The organism is Streptacidiphilus sp. PAMC 29251, assembly GCF_054208735.2.
This window is the reverse complement of sequence record NZ_CM135725.2, coordinates 2,498,900-2,518,961: the sequence shown is the minus strand read 5'-3', so window position 1 is coordinate 2,518,961 and position 20,062 is coordinate 2,498,900. Positions and strand designations below refer to the sequence as shown.

The following is a 20,062-nucleotide window of genomic DNA, read 5'->3' as shown; positions in this document are numbered from 1 at the left end:
CCGTCCCCACCGCCCGGCTCGCCGACATCGCCGCCCAGGCGGGGGTCAGTGAGGCCACCGTCTCCCGGGTGTTCAACGGGCGCGCGGGCGTCTCGCCGACGACCCGTCAGAGCGTGCTGGCCGCCCTGGACGTACTCGGCTACGACCGCCCGGTCCGGCTGCGGCAGCGCAGCGCGGGCATGATCGGGCTGATCACCCCCGAGCTCAACAATCCGATCTTCCCGGCGCTGGCGCAGGTCATCGAGCAGGTGCTGACCCGCTACGGCTACACCCCGCTGCTCTGCACCCAGACCCCCGGCGGCTCCACCGAGGACGAGCTGGTGGAGATGCTGGTGGAACGGGGGGTCACCGGCATCATCTTCGTCTCCGGGCTGCACGCGGACACCACCGCCGACATGGAGCGCTATGCCCGACTGGCCGGTCGCGGCGTCCCGTTCGTGCTGATCAACGGCTACAGCGAGCGGATCTCGGCGCCCTTCGTCTCCCCGGACGACCGCGCGGCGATGCGGATGGCGGTGCAGCACCTGGCCGAGCTGGGCCATGAGCGGATCGGCCTGGCGCTCGGGCAGCGCCGCTTCGTCCCGGTGCTGCGCAAGCTGGAGGGCTTCGCCGCGGCCTGCGCCGAGCTGCTGGGCCAGTCCGAGCAGGAGAGCGCGAGCCGGATCCAGCACACCCTGTTTCAGCGTCGAGGGCGGCCACGCGGCCGCCGCCGCGCTGCTGGACGCCGGTTGCAGCGCGGTGGTCTGCGGCAGCGACCTGATGGCCTTCGGCGTGATCCGCGCGGTTCGGCAGCGCGGGCTCTCCGTCCCCGGGGACGTGTCGGTGGTCGGTTTCGACGACTCCCCGCTGATCGCCTTCGCCGACCCGCCGCTGACGACGATCCGTCAGCCGGTCGAGGCGATGGGCGCGGCGGCGGTGGACGCGCTGCTGGAGGAGATCAACGGCAACGCCCTGCACCGGGCCGAGTTCGTGTTCCAGCCGGAGCTGGTGGTCCGCGGCTCCACCGGAGCGGCCCGCCCGCGCTGAGGGCCCCCTCGGCACGCAGACCCGGGCGGCGGTGCCTCGCCGCCCGGGTCTGCGGCCTGCCCGGGTCCGGCGCCCCCAGGGAGCAAGGGACCTCAGGAAGAGCGGTACGGAACCTCAGGAAGCGTCGGGCGAGGCCGCCCACGTGCAATAAGGTGCGATGCTGTACACCAGTTTCCTGGGGGGACCGGCCCCCGGGGCCGGAGACCGACGACTGGGGAAGTCTTCTTGAACACAGCGCGGCTGTCCGACATCGCAGCACAGGCGGGGGTGAGCGAAGCCACCGTCTCCCGGGTCCTGAACGGGAAGCCCGGCGTCTCCGCCGCCACCCGGCAGACCGTGCTGGCTGCTCTGGACGTGCTCGGGTACGAGCGCCCGACCCGGCTGCGCCAGCGCAGCGCCGGGCTGATCGGGCTGATCACCCCCGAGTTGAGCAACCCGATCTTCCCGGCGTTCACCCAGGTCATCGAGCAGGTGCTGACCCGCTACGGCTACACCCCGGTGCTCTGCACGCAGACCCCCGGCGGTTCCACCGAGGACGAGTTGGTGGAACTGCTGGTGGAGCGCGGGGTGACCGGCATCGTCTTCATCTCCGGGCTGCACGCGGACACCACCGCCGACACCGAGCGCTACGCCAAGCTCACCGGCAAGGGCGTCCCCTTTGTCATGATCAACGGCTACAGCGCCCGGATCTCCGCCCCCTTCATCTCCCCGGACGACCGGGCCGCGATGCACATGGCGGTGCAGCACCTGGCCGGGCTCGGCCACCAGCGGATCGGACTGGCCGTCGGCCCGGCCCGGTTCGTCCCGGTGGAGCGCAAGCTGGAGGGCTTCGCCGAGGCGATGCAGTCCCAGCTGGGGCTGAGCGCCGCCGAGGCGGCGGCCCTGGTCCAGCACTCGCTGTTCAGCGTGGAGGGCGGCCAGGCCGCCGCCGGGGCGCTGCTGGACCGCGGCTGCACGGCGATCATCTGCGGCAGCGACCTGATGGCCTTCGGCGCGATCCGCGGGGCGCGGTCGCGCGGGCTCTCCGTCCCCGGCGATGTGTCGGTGGTCGGTTTCGACGACTCCCCGCTGATCGCCTTCGCCGACCCGCCGCTGACGACGATCCGTCAGCCGGTCGAGGCGATGGGCGCGGCGGCGGTGAACGTGCTGCTGGAGGAGATCGGCGGCAACCCGGCGCAGCGCGGCGAGTTCGTGTTCCAGCCGGAGCTGGTGGTCCGCGGCTCCACCGGCGCGGCCCGCCCGCGGCCCTAGGGACAAGCAGAAGGGGGGAGGCCGGTAGGAACCGGCCTCCCCCCTTCTGCTTGTCCGCCGTCAGCTCGGCTCGGGCTCCAGCTCCATGCCCAGCTCGCGCAGGTAGAGGCCCAGCACCAGCCGGGCCACCGTCGGGTAGGCGCCGAGCGGCTCCGCCGCCTGGCAGTCGGCCTCGGCGGCCTCGTTCTTCAGCAGCTCGGCGCCGGCCTCGGGGCCGAACAGGTAGGGGGCGAGGGCCGGCTGGGCGCAGCCGGTCTCGCGCAGGTGCGCGGCCGCCGCGGCGACCGCGCCGGGCTGGTCCAGCGCCGCGGCGACCACCGGGACGGCGAGCCGGGCGGCCAGCAGCACCCCGGTCACCTCGGCGAGCTGCAGCGCCTCCGCGCCGCCGACCGTGCCGAGCACGATGCCGTCGGCGGAGGTGTTGATGGCGAACAGCCGGGCCCGGTCGGCGCGGGCGAGCCCGGCTTCGGACAGCCGTACGTGCAGGGCCTCGGCGAGCAGCGGGTGCGGGCCGAGGGCGTCGGTGAGCCGGATCTCGGCCGCCAGGTCTCCCTGGATCTCGGCCAGCGCGGCCCGCAGGCCGTCGTCGGGACCGGGCAGCAGCGGCACCACCACGGGCCGGGGCAGCTCCGCCGCCGCGGCGTCGGCGAGCAGCGTCGCCAGGGTGGCGCACTCCTCGCCGCCGGTGGACAGGTAACCGGCCGTGACATTGATGCCGGGCTGCTCACCGCGGATCAGCGAGACCAGCTCATTGGCGATCTGCTGGGCGGCGGGAGTGGCCTCGGCGGGCACGGCGACGATCAGCGCGGGTGCGCCACTGGGCAGCTCGTGGCGCTCGGGGCGACGGTGACGGCCGCGTGCCCGCGTGCCGGGCGTACGGACGGGCAGCGGGGTGCTGGGGGAGGCGGCAGTGCTCATGTCGGACGATCGTAGGTCATATGTGCGGACGGCTGAAGCCGGGCTCCCGCTTTGCGGGGAAGCCGGGGGGAAGCCGAGGCGAAGTCGGGGGGATGTTCGCTGACAATTCATTGCCAAACCCGACATTCCGCGACTATTCATCAAACCGCCCCAGGCATTTGGTCCGTACTGGCGGGTATGCAACCAGATGGCGGTGACCAGCGTCACATAGCTGAATAGGGCACATGATTACTGACTGTGCGTCACCGCGGCACTGCGGGCCGTTGATCTTGATCCCGACCTGCGGCACGCTGCGGTGCATCGGTAGCCCAGAGCGACGAAAGGGGCTGGATATGTCCGTTTCGGTCCGTCAAGGAGCAAGTCCGGAGGGCAAGTTGTCACATGTGGTGAACGCACGTGCACACGCATAAGCACCTGCACGTGCACCTGCACTGGCGTTATCATTACGTGCAGTGAGGCGCCTCTCTGCCCCATCCCTGCACAGCTCGCACATCCGGGAGACACAATGCGTCGCATGTACAACGGCATGGCTGCCACGGAGATCGACGGAGCCGTCTGGCAGAAGAGCCGTCTGAGCAATTCCCAGGGCGACTGCGTCGAATTTGCCCCGCTCGTCGACGGTGATGTCGCTGTCCGCAACTCCCGGTTCCCGGAAGGCCCTGCGCTCATCTACACGCGGGCTGAGATAGCAGCCCTGCTCGACGGGGTGAAGAAGGGTGAGTTCGACCACCTGGCCGAACAGCTCTGAGAGTCTGAAGGTCCGGCAGCCCTGAGGGCTGGCGGTCCTTGAGGCGCGCCCGGGGATGGGGTGCGACGAAATGCGGCGGTACTGGGGCCAGCTCGGCGCCCTCAGTACCGCCGTTCCTCATTTTCCGAGGGGGCGTTTTCGGACGGATCCGCGGCCGGGCCGGGTTCCGGAAGCTCGAACAGGGCCCAGACCACCTTGCCGGCCGAGACCGGGTGCCAGCCCCAGGACTGACTGAAGGAGTCCACCAGGTGCAGGCCGCGTCCCGACTCGGCGACCCAGTCGGCCTCGCGGGCCACCGGCCCCTCGCTGCTCGGGTCGGTCACCGCGCACACCACCTGGGGTGACCGCCGAACCAGGCTGAGACGTATAAGAGGTGACGAGCAGTCATTGAACGCTGCGTCAATTGCCGCTCCGCGTCGTCCCCATGGGGTGGTGCGCTGTTCCGGGACCTGGGCCGAGGCCAGTGCGTGCCGCAGCGCGTTGGTCACCAGTTCGCTGGCCACCAGGGCGATGTCGTCGAACAGGCCGCCCAGGCCCCACCGGTTGAGCGTCAGCTTGGTGAACTCGCGCGCGGTGCGCACGGATTCATGGCGGGGTGCGAGGGCGCAGTTGACCACATCGGGGTCCGCGGCCAGGGCCGGGCCAAGGCCCATGAAGAGCTCCTCCCATAAGGGCGCTGCAACAGGCATCGCTGCCGGTGTCGGCCCTGTGGGGGTCGCGCGCGCTATGCCGGGGTCCGCCTCGTCCGCGAGTGGTGCGGGAGACGGAATCTCGACGTGGCGTGAGGGGGGAGCGTCGTCCCCGCAGGACTGCCAGTGGGTGTGCATGTGCACGTGCATCATGGTCCTCTCCGCGTACGCCAGATGCAAGAGTGGATTCACGTGCATGTGCGAGACCTGCATATGCACGTGCAGATTCATATGCAGGGAGTAGTCTCATGGTTGCTCGCCGGAGGCAACGGGGGCCTGTCCATCAGGTTCTTGACATCCAGGTGTCCATTTCGGCACCCTTCGCCACCGGACAGTGGCAGACTGTGCGCTGATTTCACCGGGTGGAGGTTCGACGGAATGACCACAGTTCAGCCGGGAAGCGGCTCAATGGTGCGCCGGATCCTTCTCGGCTCCCAGTTGCGCCGGCTCCGCGAGGCCAAGGCGATCACCCGTGAGGACGCGGGGTACACGATCCGGGCCTCAGAATCCAAGATCAGCCGCATGGAGCTCGGCCGCGTCAGCTTCAAGGAGCGGGACGTGACAGACCTCCTCAGCCTCTACGGAGTAGATGACGAGACCGAGCGCGCCGCGCTGGTGAGCCTGGTCCGCGAGGCCAACCAGGCGGGCTGGTGGCACAGTTTCAGCGATGCCATGCCCAACTGGTTCCAGACCTATGTGGGTTTGGAGGAGGCAGCTGCCCTGATCCGCACCTACCAGGTGCAGTTCATCCCAGGACTGCTGCAGACCGAGGACTACGCGCGCGCCATCATGCTGCTCAACCGCCCCAACCTGGAGTCGGGCGAGGTCGACCGCCGGATCAACGTCAGGACGCGCCGGCAGAAGCTGCTCGCCGAGGGCGACGGGCCGCGGCTGTGGGCGGTCGTGGACGAGGCGGCGCTGCGCCGTCCGGTCGGCGGGCCCGCGGTGATGAAGGCTCAGGTCCAGCGGCTGATCGACGCCGCCGAGATGCCCAATGTGGTGGTCCAGGTGATGCCGTTCCGGTTCGGCGGCCACGCGGCCGAGAGCGGGGCCTTCACCATCCTGCGCTTCCCGGAGCAGGACCTCCCCGACGTCGTCTACCTGGAGCAGCTCACCAGCGCGCTCTACCTGGACAAGCGGGACGACGTGGACCAGTACATCCAGGTGATGGAGCGGCTCAGCGTCGACAGCCTCACCCCGGAGAGCAGCGTGGAGCTGCTGTCGGCACTGCTCAAGGAGATGTAGGTCAAGGAGATGTAGCCGGCGGCCCGTCGGCCGGGTCGAGGCCGTAGCGCGCGAAGAGGTCCGCCCGGATCAGCGCGGGCGACGCCTCCGCGCCCGGCAGCAGCAGGCCCATGCAGGCCCCCATCAGGGCGCTCCGGAGCACCGCGTGCTCCGATACCGGGTCGGCCGCCCCGCGCCGCCGCAGCACGTCCTGCAGCAGGGCTCCGAAGCGCCGCTGCTCCTCGTCCTGGATGAAGCCCTCGGCGCTCGGGGCCAGGATCAGCGCCAGATGGGTGCGCATCAGCGTCCGCCGGTCCAGGGCCAGTCCGAGCACCGTGTCGATGGACACCGCGAGCCGGCGGTCCGGGTCGTCCGCGTCCCCCAGTCCGGCCAGCGCGGCGGCCAGGGTGCGGTGCATCAGGTGGTGCACCGAGGACTGCAGCAGGTAGCGCTTGCCGGGGAAGTAGTACGACACCAGTCCCCGGGCCAGCCCGGCCCGTTCCCCGATGTCGCCGAGGGTCGTCCCGGCGAAGCCCCGTTCGTCCACCAACTCCACGGTGGCCTGCATGATGCGGACCCTGGAACGGGCCCGCATGGCCTCGTTGACTGCCGCGCGGCGGGGTGACATGGTGCTTCTCCTGCGCTTACCGGCCGCGTTCCTGGGCCGCTGGCCCATCATCGTAGGGCCACCGCCGAACGCCGGAGCCCGTCCGGGCCGGGTTCGCCGATCCCCGGTGTCGGCGAACCCCGCCCGGACGGGCGGTTGCTGCGGGAGGGCTGTGCTGCCCTGTGGATACCGCTCGACGCGGTTACCGCTCGACGCCGACCGGCTGCTCCGCCGCCTCGGTCTGCGCCCCCGGCAGCGCGTAGTCCGGCACCGGATGGGCCACGGCCCGCTTGCCGCGCCGGTCCAGCACCGCCCCGGTCGCGGTCACCAGCAGGCCCAGCAGGGCCACCCCGGTCACCACGCCCAGCGCGTTGCGGTAGCCGTCGAGCTGCGCGTGGACGTTGCCGCTGCCGGCCGCCCCCGCGGTCACCACGGCGGTGACGACGGCGAGCACGATCGCCCCGCCGATCTGGATCGAGGTGTTGACCAGCCCGGAGGCCAGGCCCTGCTCGGCGTCGGCCACCCCGGAGGTGGCCTGGATGTTGAGCGAGGGGAAGACCAGGGCGAAGTGCACCCCGAGCAGGATCATCGACGGCAGGATCACCGTCAGGTAGTCGCTGTGCTCGCCGATCCGGAGGAAGTTGCCGTAGGCGAGCAGCGCCGCCGGGAAGCCGACCAGCATCAGCTTGGTGGTGCCGAAGCGGTCCACCAGGGCGCCCATCTTGGTCGCCGAGGCCGCGACGATCACGCCGGCCGGCAGGAAGGCCATCGCCATGTGCAGCGCGGACCAGTGCAGCAGGGTCTGCAGGTAGAGGGTGGCGATGAACTGGAAGCCGACGTACGCGCCGAACAGCGCCACGCCGCCCAGGTTGGCCCGGGCCACCGGGCCGTTGCGGAAGATGCCGAGCCGCACCAGCGGGTGCGCGGTGCGCTGCTCGATCCGGATGAACGCGGTGAACAGCAGGACGACCGCGATCAGGGACAGCGCGGTCCGCAGGCTGCCCCAGCCGACGCTCTGGGCCTGGGTGACGGTGAAGACCAGCAGCAGCAGTCCGCCGGTGGCGGTGATCGCGCCGGCCAGGTCGTAGCCGCGGCCCTCGCGGGGCGGGGTGGGCTGGCGCGGGATCAGCTTGATGCCGGCGAACAGGGCGAGCAGGGCCAGCGGGAACGGCATCAGGAAGGTCCAGCGCCATCCTGCCTCGGTGAGCAGCCCGCTCAGCACCAGGCCGAGCGAGAAGCCGCTGGCGCCGCAGGTGGTGTAGATGCTGAGGGCCCGGTTGCGCTCATGGCCCTCCTTGAAGGTGGTGGTGATGATCGAGAGCCCGGCCGGCGCGGTGAAGGCGGCGGCGACGCCCTTGACGAAGCGGGTGGCGATCAGCAGTCCGCCGTCGTCCACCAGGCCGCCGAGCAGCGAGGCGACCGCGAAGACCGCCAGCGCGACCAGGAACACCCGGCGGCGTCCCAGCAGGTCGGCGGCCCGGCCGCCGAGCAGCAGCAGCCCGCCGTAGCCGAGCACGTAGCCGCTGACCACCCACTGCAGGGCGGAGGTGCTGAGGTCCAGGTCGGTGCGGATGGACGGGAGGGCCACGCCGACCATCGACACGTCCAGGGCGTCGAGGAAGAGGGCAGCGCAGAGGACGACGAGGGTGCCCCAGAGACGGGGGCTCCAGCGGGCATGGTCCGTGGTGGCAGGGGGAGTGGCTGTGGTCATGAGAGGGACACTACATGCATGTGCATTCAATGCGCGTGAATTTAATGTGAACTCATAAAGTTCTGCTGCATCTGCTACTCTTGCGGCGTGACCGTCCCAGCAGAACCGGCAGGCGAGCCCGAGCTCGTCGACGCCTGGCGCGCGCTCCTCGCCCGCCAGGCCCATACCGCCTGCGCGCTGGACCGCGAGCTCAATGAGCACCACGGCCTGGGCATGAGCGAGTTCGAGGTACTGGAGCGGCTGGTCGAGGCCACGGCGGGGGACTGCAGCGCCTCGCTCCGGGTCCAGGAGCTGGCCCACTCGGTGCACCTCAGCCAGAGCGCGCTGTCCCGGCTGATCGCCCGCCTGGAGAAGGGCGGCCTGGTCGAGCGCTTCATGTGCGCGGAGGACCGCCGCGGCGTCAGCGTCTCGCTCACCCCCGGCGGCCGCGACCGCCATGCCGCCGCCCGGCCGACGCACCGCTCGGTGCTGGCCTCGATGCTGACCGAAAAGGCTTAGAGCGGTTCAGGCGGGCTCGGGGGCTCAGGCCGGGCCGACGCCGGCCCGCTGCTGCTGGGCTGCCGCCCGCTGGGCGGCGCGAACGGTCTCCTCTATGCAGCGGGCGCTGTCGGGGCAGGCGTCCGGCATCGCCGGATGGCGGCCGATCACGATCACGCCCAGCACGATGCAGGCCATCGCCACCGCCTCCCAGGCCAGCGCGCCCGGGGTGACCCGGAGCCGGTCGCCGAGGAAGCCGACGCCGCAGGCGATCCCGGCCAGCGGCTGGGCCGCGGTCAGCGCGGGGAGCGACATCTTCAGCGGGGCCGACTCGAACGCGCTCTGCACCAGGATCAGGCCGACCACGCCGATGGCGATCACCGTATAGGTCTGCCAGCTGTGCAGCACCAGGGCGATCCCACCCCGTTCGAACCGCTGTCCGGTGGTCCGGGTCAGCGCGTCCTGGAGGCCGTAGAGCAGGCCGGCCGCGAGGGCCAGCAGGGTGGCCTCCTCGAACAGCGGGAGCCGTCGGGCGATGGAGACCAGCAGCAGACCGGCCCCGGCCACGACGCCGAACACCAGCCAGTGCCGCAGCGCCCCCGCCTCGGTGCCGCCACCGGTCGGTTCGCCGCTGACGATGAACACGGTCACGCCGGTGGCCAGCAGCAGCACCCCGCCCCAGCCGGAGCGTCCCAGCGTCTGCCGGGTGATCCGCCGGGCCAGGCCCATCGCGAACAGCAGATTGGTCGCCAGCAGTGGTTCGACCAGCGAGATCCGTCCGGCGGAGAGCGCCATCGCGCTCAGCACCTGACCGCCGATCATGAAGAGGATGCCGAGCAGCCATTCGCGCTGCCGCATCAGCGTCAGCAGCAGCCGGTACGACAGGATCTCCGACCGGGGCGCGAGCTGGGCGGCGTGCTGCTGGAGCACGAACCCCAGGCCCAGCAGACAGGCCGCGCCCACACCGAGCAGAAATACCGTCACGAAGTGTTCACCCCATGTCCCGACCGGCCCGGATGCGTACGCATTCTGCCTGCGTGCCGCCTGCCCTCAGCGGGCCTTTCCATGCTCGGCCCGCTCCGGGGAAGCGTAGCGCGGTCCACTGAGAAAGGACTGAGCGTCAACCAGAATCCGACGAAACCCATAGGTTTCGGGGCGCATCAGCTGATCGCGCGAAGCCCTGGAACAAAGGCCAGCAGCAGCGGAGCGCCCAGTGCTGTGAGTGCCATCACAGTGAGCCGAAAGCGGTGCATGACGGGCAACCGGGGGACCCCGTTGAGCAGCCGGTCCACCCGTCCCGGCACCTCGGCGAAGGGGGACGGGCAGCCCGGGTCCGGGCCCACCGCCGTGTTCAGCTCGACCAGGGCCAGCGCGGTGGCCATCCGTCCGTGCTGCCGGGCCGCGGAGTCGTCCGCCGCCAGTTCCACCAGCCGGCCCACCTGTTCGCGGAACAGCCGGAAGATCCCCGCCCCGGGGAAGCCGCTGCTCAGCGCCTCCGCGCACTGCAGCAGCCAGTGGTGCCTGGCCCGGACGTGCCCCCGTTCGTGCGCCAGCACGGCGGCCAGCTCGCGGTGGCCGAGCCGGTGCAGCGCCCCGGTGGTGACCACCAGTCGGGACCGGTGCCCGGGCAGCGACCAGGCGGTGGGGTGGGTGTTCTCCAGCACCACCAGCCGCTCGCCGGAGGAGCCGCGGCCGGGCCTGCTCCGGCGGACCAGCCCGTACGGCAGCTCGGGCGCCTGCCGGGCCAGCTCGCGGCCGCGGTGCCGGCGCAGCGCCCGGGCCGAGCGGATCTCGCTGGCCAGCGCCAGCGCCGTGCGCAGGCCGCCCACCGCGAACAGGCAGGCGGCGGCGACGGCCCAGGCGCGGCCGAGCGGGAAGCCGTAGGCCGCGGCCACGCCGTGCGGCGCGCCGGAGAAGAGCAGCAGGTGCGCGGCGGGCCAGGCCGCGGCGGCGGTCAGCACCAGTGCGAGGCCGCAGCAGAGCAGCACGGCGAGGACCAGGCACTGCCACGCGGCCAGCGCGAGGACCGGTTCACGCTCCGTCCAACGCGCCCGCGCCAGCAGTCGCGGGCCGGCCGTGGCCAGCACCGTACCGAGCAGCAGCAGTGCGGGAAGCGCGTTCAACAAGGCCCTCCGCTGACAGGAGCAGGGATACGCGACACTGCGTACCGCCCCAATCTATGCGGCGCCGGCGCCCGCCCGCAGTGCTTCGGCGGCGGCGTGACCGACGCCACGTGCGCGGCCGACGCCACGTGCGCGGCCGAAGCACTGCCGTCGGCCTACATGCCGAGCAGCATGGTGAACATGCCCAGACCCAGCACCATCCGGCAGGCGTCCGGGAGCTCGGGCGCCCCGAGCAGCCGGACCGCGACCGAGCCGCTGACCGCCGGTCCCGGCACCGATCCGGCCCCCGGCGCGGTGATCAGGCGGACCCCCGACAGCAGCGCGTAGCCGCCGAAGAACACCAGCAGCACGCCGGTCAGCGCCGGCGACCCCAGGCCGCCGCCGGCCATGCCGGGCATCCCCTCCATGCCCACCGCGCCGGCCGTCCCCACCGCCATGTAGATCATGGCCAGGTGCCCCACCCCGTGGTAGAGGTGGTGCCCCCGGTGCCCCGCGCCCTCCCGTACCCCGGCGCGCAGCGACCACAGCGCCGCGCCCCCGAACAGCACCGCCCACACCCCTACGGGAACCCCCCGGGCCAGCCCGTAGGGGAGGGCCATCGCGGCCATCCCGAGCCCCTTGAGCGTCTCCGAGCCGTCGAGCTGCCGTTCGGCCGGGGACGCGCCCTGACGCAGCGTCCGCCCCAGGCAGTAGAGCCCGGTCGCCCCCATCAGGCCGGCCAGCAGCCATCCCACCACGGCGGGACCATGCATCCGGGGGCTCCCTTCGGCGTCGGACCCGGGGCGGGGCCGTCTGGTACGCCTGCGCACCACGATGACTCCCGGTGGCCGGTTGTCACAGGGCGCAGCAGGGGCGCACAAGGGCAGCATCCGCCCAGGTCGTACCCCGTGGTGGTGGTTTCCCCGGGTCGTTGTCGATCTGTTCCCTGAGGCCCGGCGTACTCCCAGGGGAGTACGCCGCCGCTTGCGTGCCCCTGCGGGACTACGTGGTTCGCGGTGCTGAATCATCCCCGGGTCTGTCTTCCCGACCGAAAGCGATCGTTACGTTTGAGCGGCCCGAATCTCCAGGGGGGAGCCCGTGAACGTCCTGCCCCGGCGACCAAGCAACCACAGCAGGGACGAGACCTCACCATGGGCCGACTGATCCGCCTCCCGGCGCAGCGCCGCACCGGCTCCGAGCCGCTGACTCCGCCACGCGCCGTGATCGTGTCCGCCAGTGTGGGAGCGGGGCACGACGCCGTGGCGTCGGAGCTGGCCGCCCGGCTGGAGGAGGCCGGGGTGGCGGTGGACCGGCACGACTTCCTCGACCTGCTGCCGGGCCCGGCCGGGGGGATCCTGGTCGGCTCGTACCACCGGATGCTGGACCGGGCCCCGTGGACCTGGAAGCTGCTCTACGGCGGTATGGACAACCACCGGATGATGAGCATGCAGGCGACCCTGTTCACCGCGCTCGCGGGACGCCGGATGCGCCGGATCGTCGCCGACGACGACGTCCGGATCGTGGTCTCCACCTACCCGCTCGCCAGCCAGGTCCTCGGCCGGCTGCGCAGGCGCGGCAAGGTCACCAAGGCCGTGCACACCTACCTCACCGACTTCTCGGTGCACCGGCTCTGGGCCTCGCCCGACGTGGACGCGCACCTGGCGGTGGATCAGATACCGGCCGAGCAGGCCCGCGGCGTCGGCTGCCAGCAGGTGTCGGTGATAGCCCCGCTGGTCGACCGCCGCTTCACCCCGGTCAGCGCTTCGCTGCGCTATGCCGCGCGGGCCCGCTGGGGCCTGCCGCAGGACGCCAGGCTGGCGCTGCTGGTCGGCGGCTCCTGGGGGCCGGCGAGATCGGGCGCACCGTCGCCGACATCGAGGCCGCCGACCCCGACCTGACCTGCCTGGTGGTCTGCGGCCGCAATGAGCCGCTGCGCGAGCGGCTGCTCGCGGCCGGGGTCAGGCACGCCTTCGGCTGGGTGGAGGACATGCCCAGCCTGATGCACGCCGCGGACGTGCTGGTGCAGAACGCGGGCGGGATCACCGTCCTGGAGGCCGTCGCCAGCGGGCTGCCGGTGGTGACCTACCGGTCCATCCCCGGGCACGGCCTGACCAACGCCGCCGCCCTGGACGAGGCCGGCGTGGCCCGCTGGGTCCGCCACCCGAACGAACTGGCCGCGGCCCTCGCCGGGGCGGTACGGCCGGACCCGGCCGCGGCGGCTCTGGTTACGACGGCTCCGGCTGCCTCCTCCAGTACCGGTCCGGGTGCGACCGCCCAGTCTGATGCTGCGCAAGCGGCACCGCTGCTGCTGCCGGCCAAGGACCCGGTCCGACTGCTGCTGGAGGGCGCCGGCCTCGGCCACCTCGCTGCCGCCGTCCCGGCGCAGGCCCCCGCTGTGGCTGCCGCGAGCATCCCGGCGCAGGTCACGCCCGCCCCCGCCCCCGCCGTCATGGAGTCCGTCCGTTGAGCCGCGTCGTCAAGGCCGCCGCCGTCCTGGCCGGGGGCCTCGCCCTGGCCCAGGCCGCCCCCGCGGTCACCTCGATCCAGCCGCTGGAGCCGCTGCGCACCCGGCTGTTCCCCCGCTACGCGGGCCTGGGCGACCCCGGCCACATCGCGCTGACCTTCGACGACGGCCCGGACCCGCTCTCCACCCCGCGCTTCCTGAAGCTGCTGGAGGCCCGCGGGGTCAGGGCCACCTTCTTCCTGCTCGGCTTCATGCTGGAGCGCGACCCCGGCCTCGGCCGGGAGATCACCGCCGCCGGGCACGAGGTCGCGGTCCACGGCTATCTGCACCGCCCGATGCCGCTGCGCACCCCCCGGGCCACCCGGGACGACCTGAGCCGGGCGCACGGGCTGGTCTCCGACGCCACCGGCAGCACCCCGCGCTGGTACCGCCCCCCGTACGGCATCGCCAGCACCTCGGCGCTGCGCACCGCCCGCGCCCTCGGCATGCAGCCGGTGCTGTGGACCAGCTGGGGCCAGGACTGGCGCGCGGGCGCCACCGGGACCTCGGTGTTCGACACCGTCACCGGCAATCTGCGCGGAGGCGGCACCATCCTGCTGCACGACTCCGACTGCACCGCGGCCCCGGCCTCCTGGACCTCCACCCTGAGCGCGCTGCCCCGGCTGCTGGACCACTGCGAGGAGCAGGGCTGGAAGGTCGGCCCGCTCGCGGAGCACGGGGTCTGACCGACGGAGCTCGGGTCAGATCCGGCCGGCGGCGTGCAGCCGGCTGAGGAAGCGCTTGGTGCGCTCGTGCTGGGGGTCGCCGAACACCTGGGCCGGCGGCCCCTGCTCCAGGATCACGCCGTCCGCGAGGAAGCAGACGTGGTCGGCCACGTCCCGGGCGAACGCCATCTCATGGGTGGCCAGCACCATGGTCAGCCCCTGCTGCTTGAGGTCGCGGACGACCTCCAGCACCTCGGCCACCAGTTCCGGGTCCAGCGCCGCGGTGATCTCGTCCAGCAGCAGCAGCCGGGGGTCGCCGACGATGGCCCGGACGATGGCGACCCGCTGCTGCTGGCCGCCGGAGAGCCGGTCCGGGTACTCCTTGGCCTTGGCGGCCAGTCCGAGCCGGTCCAGCAGTTCGATCGCCCGCGCGTCCGCCGCCTCCTTGCTCAGCCCGTGCACCCGGCGCGGGGCCAGGGTGAGGTTCTGCAGCACCGTCAGGTGCGGGAACAGGTTGTAGGCCTGGAACACCACGCCGATCCTGCGCCGCACCGTGTCCGGGTCGACCCGGGGATCGGTGATCTCCTCGCCGTCCAGGAAGATCGCGCCGTCGTCGATCTGCTCCAGCAGGTTGGCGCAGCGCAGCAGCGTGGACTTGCCCGATCCGGACGCCCCGATCAGCGCGGTGACGGTGTGCTGCGGCAGCTCCAGATCGATGTCCTGGAGGATGACGTTCTCGCCGAAGGACTTGCGCACCGACTCCAGCCGCAGCACGGGGCCGGTGACGGAGCCGCCGGTGGTGGTCCCTGGCGTGCTCATGTGAGGCCTCCCTGGCTGCGGCGGCGGTCCATCCGCCGGGTGACCCAGTCGGTGAAGCGGGTCATCGGGATGGTGAGGGCGACGAACAGCAGCCCGGCCACGATGTAGGAGGTGAAGTTGAAGGTCTCCGCCTCGTAGACGCGGGACGCGGCCACCGCGTCGATGGCCCCGCCGATCGACACCAGGCCGGTGTCCTTCTGCAGCGACACCATGTCGTTGAGCAGCGCCGGGACCACCCGCCGGACCGCCTGCGGCAGCACCACGAAGCGCATGGTCTGACCGCTGGTCAGCCCGATCGAGCGGGCGGCGGCGCGCTGGCTGGGGTGCACCGACTCGATGCCGGCCCGGAAGACCTCGGCCACGTAGGCCGAGTAGTTGACCACCAGGGCCGCGCCGCCGAGCTTGATCGGGTCGATGGTGACCCCGGTGAGCTGCAGGGCCGGCACCCCGAACATGGTCAGCAGGACCAGGATGATCAGCGGCAGGCCGCGGAAGAAGTCGACATAGGCGGTGGCCAGCAGCCGCAGCGGCAGGAACACCGGGCCCCGTACCGTCCTGGCCATGGCGATCAGCAGGCCGAGCACCAGCACCGACACGCTGCAGACCGCCAGCAGCTCCAGGTTGAGCACCAGGCCGCGGATGATCGAGGGGAACGAGGCCTTGGCGTCGCTCCAGGAGAAGAAGGTCTCCCTGGTCCGCTGCCAGCCCGGGGAGCTGGTGATCACGAAGTACAGCACCACGGCCGTGACCAGGGTGCTGGTCCCGGCGATCAGCGAGGAGCGGCGGGCCCGCGAACGGCGGTACTCCTCACGCGCGATCCGCCGCGCCGAGGGGGCGTAGGGGACCGCGTCCGCCACGACCGGGCCCGCGGAGTCCGGTGAGGAGTCGGTGGTGGAGTCGGTGCCGGGGGAGTCCGCGCTGGGGGAATCTGCGGTCACTTCAGTACCGGAGCCGTGTCGGCGGCGGGCAGCCACTGCTTGGCGATCTTGTCCAGGGTGCCGTCGGCCCGCAGCGAGTCGACCGCCTGGGAGACGCAGGAGGTCAGCGCGCTGCCCTTGCTGAGCACCAGACCGAACTGCTCGGCGCTGCCGGTGGCGGCGTCGGCCGGGAACTGCCCGACCACCTTGGCGGTCGTGACCTGCACCGAGGTGACGTAGAAGGCGGTGGGCAGGTCCACGATGATCGCGTCGACCTGGCGGTTCTTCAGCGCGGCGACGGCCAGGTCGGTGGTCTCGTACACGGCCGGGTGGGTGCTGGGCTTGACCACGTCGGTGGCGACGGTCAGGCCGGTGGTGCCGACCTGGGCGCCGATCTTGGCGCCCTTGAGCCCGGCGGCGTCGGTGATGGTCGCGTACTTGGAGTTGGCGAGGGTCACCACGGCCTGGCGCACGTCGTAGTAGCCCGAGGAGAAGTCCACGGCCTTCTTGCGCTCGTCGCTGATCGAGACCTGGTTGATGTCGAAGTCGAACTTCTTCACTCCGGGGGTGACCGCGTTGTTGAACGGCACCACCGCCCAGGACACCTTGGCCTGCGGGTAGCCCAGACGGTCGGCGACCGCATAGGCGACGGCGGACTCGAAGCCCTTGCCGTTGGCGGGCTTGTTGTCCTGGAACCACGGGTCGTAGGCCGGGTTGTCGGTGCCGACCGTCAGCCGTCCGGCGGTCGCGGTCTGCAGGGCGCCCTTGGCACAGGCCGCCGCCGTCGCGGAGCTGGAGCCGGAGGCACTGGGCTCCGTCTTACTGCTGGTGGCCTGCGGAGCACAACCCGCCAGCGCGAGCAGCGCCGCACCCGCCGAGAGGACGGCGAAACGAGTTCTTCCGGTGGTGGTGGTCATCAGTTCAGCTCCTGAGGCGACGGCTTCCGGCGAGGGCCCCGGAGCCATGGTGACGGCAGCGTACCTGGGCGGACGCGCCCCAGTTCAGCCGCCCTGCCGTTGTCCCGCATCGTGGGCAGCGAGCGGGCTGCGGGCAATCGGGAGAGGCTGGGATTCCAGGGGATGTGATCCAGTCGGCCGGTCACGCCTTGAACAGAAGAACCTTCTGTATATACGGTGTCTTAACAACAGTTCCTTCGGTACAGGCAGGGTTGATATGCAAAATCTCTCGCCCACTCCCCCCATTGCAGCGGACCCGGCCTGGAAGCAGCTCAAGGCGGCCGTCGAGGCCCTGCGCCCGCTTCAGTCCAAGGACGGCTCCATCGACCTCGACACCGGCGGCCCGGCCGCCCGGAACCAGGCGGACGCCCTGGTCGCCACGATCACCGGCGCGGTCGAGGAGCTCGCACCCCACTTCAAGCACGACGCCGCCTACCTCGACGCCGTCGTCGCCGACCTGGGCCGCTGGGCCGCCTCCGGCTACGCCGTGCCCGACTTCCTGGACTCGCTGCTGGCCTTCCAGCCCGCCGCGCAGCGCGAGGACGGCCTGCCGCACCTGGTGGTCTTCCCGATGTACACCCAGAACGGCAACCCGGACCGCAACCTGGAGGCTGTGCTGCTGACCGTGGTCTGGCCGGACTGGCTCGCGGAGCTGGAGCGCACCCGCTTCGACAACCCGATGTTCGTGCCGATCACCTTCATCGACTTCACCTCCGGCTACGACACCAACTCCGCCGTGCTCTTCCCGGAGACCGTCTCGGTCCGGGAGGCCCCGGAGCGCTTCACCTGGGGCGCCATCTTCTGCGACCGCGAGGCCGCCCGCTTCCGCGCCGTCAGCACCGCCGCCGTGGCGACCCTCGGCCTGGAGGTCCCGGACGACGCCGCGGCGCTGATCCAGGACCAGAAGCTGTCCGAGCAGACCTTCGTGCTCTGGGACCTGGTCCACGACCGCACCCACAGCCACGGCGACCTGCCGTTCGACCCCTTCATGATCAAACAGCGCAGCCCGTTCTGGATGTACGGCATCGAGGAGCTGCGCTGCGACCTCACCGCCTTCAAGGCCGCCGTCCAGCTCGAGGCCGAGGGCCACGAGCAGGGCCGCAACGTCCAGTACGCGATCCTGTTCGACCGGATGTTCCGCTTCCCGGTCAGCGGCGGCCGGGTCCGCAACTACGACGGCCTCGGCGGGCAGTTGCTCTTCTCCTACCTGCACAAGCACGACGCGCTGCGCTGGACCGACAACCGGCTGAGGATCGACTGGGACCGCGTCGCCGCCGTCACCACCGACCTCTGCACCGAGATCGAGACGCTCTACCGGGACAGCATCGACCGGCCCAAGACCGCCCACTGGATCGCCGCGTACGAGTTGGTCTCCCGCTACCTCACCCCCCACCCGGCCTCGGTCTGGGCCAAGGGCGCCGAGGCCCTGCCACTGACCGGGCACAGCGACGCCAAGTCCCTCAACAAGGCCCTGTGCGACGCCGTCCTCCCGGACGAGTTCCCGCTCAGCATGTTCTTCGAGGCCCTGTCCAAGAAGCTCTCCGGCGTCATCGCCGCCACCGCCGGCATCACCGGCAGCAGCAGCGACCTGCGGAGCGCCGCGTGAAGCCGCTGGAAGGCCGGGTCGTCGCCGTCGCCGGCGCCACCGGACCGGCCGGACACGCCACCGTCCGCGCCCTCGCCGCCGCCGGCGCCACCGTCTCCTGCGCCGGCACCGACCCGCGCCGGCTGGACACCCTGCTCGACGCCACCCGCCGGGCCGTCCCCGGCGCCGCCGTGGTCGGCCAGGTGCTGGACCTGCTCGACCCGCAGGCCGCCCACGACTGGTCCGACCACGTCGAGGCCGAGCACGGCAGCGTCGACGGCCTGATCCACCTGGTCGGCGGCTGGCGCGGCAGCAAGAAGTTCACCGATATCGACCTGTCGGACTGGGACTTCCTGCACGACCAGCTGGTCCGCACGCTGCAGCACACCACCCTCGGCTTCCACGACGCGCTGCTGCGCAGTCCCGGCGCGCGCTTCGCCATCGTCTCCGCCGCGGGTGCGGCCAAGCCCACCGCGGGCAACGCCGCCTACGCCGCCGCCAAGGCCGCCGCCGAGACCTGGACCCTCTCCCTCGCCGACTCCTTCCGCACACTGGCTGCCGCGGAGGAGGCCCCCGAGCGGGCGGCGGCTGCCATCCTGGTCATCAAGGCCCTGGTGACGCTCGAGATGCGCGCGGCCAAGCCGCAGGCGAAGTTCGCGGGCTTCACCGACGTCGCCGACCTGGCCGACACCATCACCGACCTGTGGAACCGACCCGCAGCCGACCTGAACGGACAGCACCTGTGGCTGACGCCCCGATGACCGAGGCCCCGACGACGACCGAGGCGCCGACGACCGACGCCGTGCGCAGGCATGACCCCTCTGTACGGGGCTTCGCCAGCGACAACTACGCGGGGGTTCACCCGGAGGTGCTGGCCGCGTTGGCCCTCGCCAACGGCGGCCACCAGATCGCCTACGGCGAGGACGACTACACCGCGCACCTGCAGGAAGTCTTCCGCCACCACTTCGGCGAGCGGGCCGAGGCCTTCCCGGTGTTCAACGGCACCGGCGCCAACGTGGTCGCCCTGCAGGCCCTGCTGCCGCGCTGGGGCGCCGTCATCGCCGCCGAGACCGCTCACATCAATGTGGACGAGTGCGGGGCCCCGGAGAAGATCGCCGGGATCAAGCTGCTCACCGTCCCCACCCCGGACGGCAAGCTCACCCCCGAGCTGATCGACCGCCAGGCCTGGGGCTGGGGCGACGAGCACCGGGCCCAGCCGCTGGCGGTGTCCATCGCCCAGAGCACCGAGCTGGGCACCCTCTACACCGCCGACGAGATCCGGGCGATCTGCGACCACGCCCATGAGCGCGGCATGCTGGTGCACGTCGACGGCTCGCGCATCGCCAACGCCGCCGCGTCGCTCGACCTGCCGCTGCGGGCCTTCACCACCGACGTGGGCGTGGACGTCCTCTCCTTCGGCGGCACCAAGAACGGCCTGCTGTTCGGCGAGGCCGTGGTGGTCCTCAACCCGGACGCGGTGCGGAACATCCTCTTCCTGCGCAAGATGTCGATGCAGCTCGCCTCGAAGATGCGCTTCATCTCGGTGCAGTTCGAGGCCCTGCTCAGCGGGGACCTCTGGCTCCGCAGCGCCGGCCACGCCAACGCCATGGCCCTGCGCCTCGAGGCGGCCGTCCGCGGGATCGACGGGGTCACCCTGGTCCGTCCGGTGCAGGCGAACGCGGTCTTCGCGCTGCTGCCGCGGGAGGTCAGCGAGCGTCTGCAGAAGAGCTACCGCTTCTACTTCTGGAACGAGCACACCGGCGAGGTCCGCTGGATGGCCGCCTTCGACACGACCGAGGCCGACATCGACGCCTTCGCGGCGGCGATCGCCGAGGAGATGGCCAAGCAGTAGCCGATTGTGCGG

The 20,062-nt window shown here is 71.7% G+C and carries 20 protein-coding genes and 1 pseudogene; 11 read left to right on the top strand and 10 right to left on the bottom strand.

Annotation, left to right across the window (positions count from 1 at the left end):
* Positions 1–26: 26 nt before the first annotated feature.
* Together ACXKR8_RS11775 and ACXKR8_RS11770 are read left to right on the top strand one after the other, a co-directional pair.
* A pseudogene (locus tag ACXKR8_RS11775) lies at positions 27–1,026 on the top strand (LacI family DNA-binding transcriptional regulator).
* A 225-nt stretch (positions 1,027–1,251) separates the two neighbouring features.
* Positions 1,252–2,277 (top strand): LacI family DNA-binding transcriptional regulator, encoded by a 1,026-nt coding sequence (locus tag ACXKR8_RS11770; protein WP_458272847.1) that lies wholly within the window; start codon positions 1,252–1,254, stop codon positions 2,275–2,277.
* Positions 2,278–2,337: 60 nt separating this feature from the next.
* Here ACXKR8_RS11770 and ACXKR8_RS11765 read toward each other — a convergent pair whose 3' ends face one another.
* Positions 2,338–3,195 carry a sirohydrochlorin chelatase gene (locus ACXKR8_RS11765; protein ID WP_458272846.1) on the bottom strand — a complete coding sequence of 286 codons (858 nt, stop codon included), beginning with the start codon at positions 3,193–3,195 and terminating at the stop codon, positions 2,338–2,340.
* Between the two features lie 505 nt (positions 3,196–3,700).
* Between ACXKR8_RS11765 and ACXKR8_RS11760 the strand changes: the two genes are divergently transcribed.
* Positions 3,701–3,943, top strand: coding sequence for a DUF397 domain-containing protein (locus ACXKR8_RS11760; RefSeq protein ID WP_458272845.1), 243 nt, complete (start codon positions 3,701–3,703; stop codon positions 3,941–3,943).
* A gap of 101 nt (positions 3,944–4,044) precedes the next feature.
* Here ACXKR8_RS11760 and ACXKR8_RS11755 read toward each other — a convergent pair whose 3' ends face one another.
* Positions 4,045–4,596: an ATP-binding protein gene (locus tag ACXKR8_RS11755; RefSeq protein ID WP_458272844.1), complete on the bottom strand. Its 552-nt coding sequence runs from the start codon at positions 4,594–4,596 to the stop codon at positions 4,045–4,047.
* 414 nt (positions 4,597–5,010) lie between these two features.
* Here ACXKR8_RS11755 and ACXKR8_RS11750 point away from each other — a divergent pair, with 414 nt between their 5' ends.
* Entirely contained in the window at positions 5,011–5,877 is an 867-nt protein-coding gene (locus ACXKR8_RS11750) for a helix-turn-helix domain-containing protein (RefSeq protein WP_458272843.1), read from the top strand.
* A gap of 1 nt (position 5,878) precedes the next feature.
* On the opposite strand, the gene ACXKR8_RS11745 is transcribed toward ACXKR8_RS11750, so the two are convergent.
* Together ACXKR8_RS11745 and ACXKR8_RS11740 are read right to left on the bottom strand one after the other, a co-directional pair.
* Positions 5,879–6,484, bottom strand: a complete 606-nt coding sequence (locus ACXKR8_RS11745) for a TetR/AcrR family transcriptional regulator (RefSeq protein ID WP_458272842.1) — start codon at positions 6,482–6,484, stop codon at positions 5,879–5,881.
* Between the two features lie 181 nt (positions 6,485–6,665).
* Entirely contained in the window at positions 6,666–8,174 is a 1,509-nt protein-coding gene (locus tag ACXKR8_RS11740) for an MFS transporter (protein WP_458272841.1), read from the bottom strand.
* A gap of 87 nt (positions 8,175–8,261) precedes the next feature.
* On the opposite strand from ACXKR8_RS11740, the gene ACXKR8_RS11735 reads away from it, so the two are divergent.
* Positions 8,262–8,672, top strand: coding sequence for a MarR family transcriptional regulator (locus ACXKR8_RS11735; protein ID WP_458272840.1), 411 nt, complete (start codon positions 8,262–8,264; stop codon positions 8,670–8,672).
* 24 nt (positions 8,673–8,696) lie between these two features.
* Here ACXKR8_RS11735 and ACXKR8_RS11730 read toward each other — a convergent pair whose 3' ends face one another.
* From ACXKR8_RS11730 to ACXKR8_RS11720, 3 genes are all read right to left on the bottom strand, one after another.
* The gene (locus tag ACXKR8_RS11730; protein WP_458272839.1) at positions 8,697–9,635 is read right to left on the bottom strand and encodes a DMT family transporter; all 939 of its coding nucleotides are present in this window, start codon (positions 9,633–9,635) and stop codon (positions 8,697–8,699) included.
* A 176-nt stretch (positions 9,636–9,811) separates the two neighbouring features.
* The gene (locus tag ACXKR8_RS11725) at positions 9,812–10,774 is read right to left on the bottom strand and encodes a M56 family metallopeptidase (RefSeq protein WP_458272838.1); all 963 of its coding nucleotides are present in this window, start codon (positions 10,772–10,774) and stop codon (positions 9,812–9,814) included.
* Positions 10,775–10,929: 155 nt separating this feature from the next.
* Positions 10,930–11,526 (bottom strand): DUF5134 domain-containing protein, encoded by a 597-nt coding sequence (locus tag ACXKR8_RS11720; protein WP_458272837.1) that lies wholly within the window; start codon positions 11,524–11,526, stop codon positions 10,930–10,932.
* A 378-nt stretch (positions 11,527–11,904) separates the two neighbouring features.
* On the opposite strand from ACXKR8_RS11720, the gene ACXKR8_RS11715 reads away from it, so the two are divergent.
* The 3 genes from ACXKR8_RS11715 to ACXKR8_RS11705 are packed head-to-tail and all read left to right on the top strand — an operon-like array spanning position 11,905 to position 13,942.
* Positions 11,905–12,651, top strand: a complete 747-nt coding sequence (locus ACXKR8_RS11715) for an MGDG synthase family glycosyltransferase (protein WP_462100463.1) — start codon at positions 11,905–11,907, stop codon at positions 12,649–12,651.
* A gap of 8 nt (positions 12,652–12,659) precedes the next feature.
* Positions 12,660–13,220, top strand: a complete 561-nt coding sequence (locus ACXKR8_RS11710; RefSeq protein WP_462100462.1) for a glycosyltransferase — start codon at positions 12,660–12,662, stop codon at positions 13,218–13,220.
* Positions 13,217–13,942, top strand: a complete 726-nt coding sequence (locus ACXKR8_RS11705) for a polysaccharide deacetylase family protein (RefSeq protein WP_458272835.1) — start codon at positions 13,217–13,219, stop codon at positions 13,940–13,942. Before ACXKR8_RS11710 ends, ACXKR8_RS11705 begins: the two co-directional genes overlap by 4 nt.
* A gap of 15 nt (positions 13,943–13,957) precedes the next feature.
* On the opposite strand, the gene ACXKR8_RS11700 is transcribed toward ACXKR8_RS11705, so the two are convergent.
* From ACXKR8_RS11700 to ACXKR8_RS11690, 3 genes are all read right to left on the bottom strand, one after another.
* Entirely contained in the window at positions 13,958–14,740 is a 783-nt protein-coding gene (locus tag ACXKR8_RS11700) for an amino acid ABC transporter ATP-binding protein (protein WP_458272834.1), read from the bottom strand.
* Positions 14,737–15,597, bottom strand: coding sequence for an amino acid ABC transporter permease (locus ACXKR8_RS11695; RefSeq protein ID WP_458274955.1), 861 nt, complete (start codon positions 15,595–15,597; stop codon positions 14,737–14,739). The genes ACXKR8_RS11700 and ACXKR8_RS11695 overlap by 4 nt, the downstream gene beginning before the upstream one ends.
* A gap of 77 nt (positions 15,598–15,674) precedes the next feature.
* Positions 15,675–16,574 (bottom strand): ABC transporter substrate-binding protein, encoded by a 900-nt coding sequence (locus ACXKR8_RS11690; RefSeq protein ID WP_458272833.1) that lies wholly within the window; start codon positions 16,572–16,574, stop codon positions 15,675–15,677.
* Between the two features lie 256 nt (positions 16,575–16,830).
* Here ACXKR8_RS11690 and ACXKR8_RS11685 point away from each other — a divergent pair, with 256 nt between their 5' ends.
* Genes ACXKR8_RS11685 through ACXKR8_RS11675 form a run of 3 tightly spaced genes read left to right on the top strand, consistent with a single transcriptional unit; the run spans position 16,831 to position 20,050 of the window.
* Entirely contained in the window at positions 16,831–18,219 is a 1,389-nt protein-coding gene (locus tag ACXKR8_RS11685) for a DUF6421 family protein (RefSeq protein WP_458272832.1), read from the top strand.
* Complete coding sequence (locus ACXKR8_RS11680; protein ID WP_458272831.1) at positions 18,216–18,959, top strand: SDR family NAD(P)-dependent oxidoreductase; 744 nt, start codon at positions 18,216–18,218, stop codon at positions 18,957–18,959. Before ACXKR8_RS11685 ends, ACXKR8_RS11680 begins: the two co-directional genes overlap by 4 nt.
* Positions 18,956–20,050 carry a threonine aldolase family protein gene (locus tag ACXKR8_RS11675; RefSeq protein ID WP_458274954.1) on the top strand — a complete coding sequence of 365 codons (1,095 nt, stop codon included), beginning with the start codon at positions 18,956–18,958 and terminating at the stop codon, positions 20,048–20,050. The genes ACXKR8_RS11680 and ACXKR8_RS11675 overlap by 4 nt, the downstream gene beginning before the upstream one ends.
* Positions 20,051–20,062: the final 12 nt, after the last annotated feature.

What these genes read in the sequence shown, in the direction of transcription:
- ACXKR8_RS11765 (WP_458272846.1), bottom strand. Translation starts at nt 3,195, where the DNA reads ATGAGCACTGCCGCCTCCCCCAGCACCCCGCTGCCCGTCCGTACGCCC.
- ACXKR8_RS11760 (WP_458272845.1), top strand. Translation starts at nt 3,701, where the DNA reads ATGCGTCGCATGTACAACGGCATGGCTGCCACGGAGATCGACGGAGCC.
- ACXKR8_RS11755 (WP_458272844.1), bottom strand. Translation starts at nt 4,596, where the DNA reads ATGGGCCTTGGCCCGGCCCTGGCCGCGGACCCCGATGTGGTCAACTGC.
- ACXKR8_RS11750 (WP_458272843.1), top strand. Translation starts at nt 5,011, where the DNA reads ATGACCACAGTTCAGCCGGGAAGCGGCTCAATGGTGCGCCGGATCCTT.
- ACXKR8_RS11745 (WP_458272842.1), bottom strand. Translation starts at nt 6,484, where the DNA reads ATGTCACCCCGCCGCGCGGCAGTCAACGAGGCCATGCGGGCCCGTTCC.
- ACXKR8_RS11740 (WP_458272841.1), bottom strand. Translation starts at nt 8,174, where the DNA reads ATGACCACAGCCACTCCCCCTGCCACCACGGACCATGCCCGCTGGAGC.
- ACXKR8_RS11720 (WP_458272837.1), bottom strand. Translation starts at nt 11,526, where the DNA reads ATGCATGGTCCCGCCGTGGTGGGATGGCTGCTGGCCGGCCTGATGGGG.
- ACXKR8_RS11715 (WP_462100463.1), top strand. Translation starts at nt 11,905, where the DNA reads ATGGGCCGACTGATCCGCCTCCCGGCGCAGCGCCGCACCGGCTCCGAG.
- ACXKR8_RS11700 (WP_458272834.1), bottom strand. Translation starts at nt 14,740, where the DNA reads ATGAGCACGCCAGGGACCACCACCGGCGGCTCCGTCACCGGCCCCGTG.
- ACXKR8_RS11690 (WP_458272833.1), bottom strand. Translation starts at nt 16,574, where the DNA reads ATGACCACCACCACCGGAAGAACTCGTTTCGCCGTCCTCTCGGCGGGT.
- ACXKR8_RS11685 (WP_458272832.1), top strand. Translation starts at nt 16,831, where the DNA reads ATGCAAAATCTCTCGCCCACTCCCCCCATTGCAGCGGACCCGGCCTGG.
- ACXKR8_RS11675 (WP_458274954.1), top strand. Translation starts at nt 18,956, where the DNA reads ATGACCGAGGCCCCGACGACGACCGAGGCGCCGACGACCGACGCCGTG.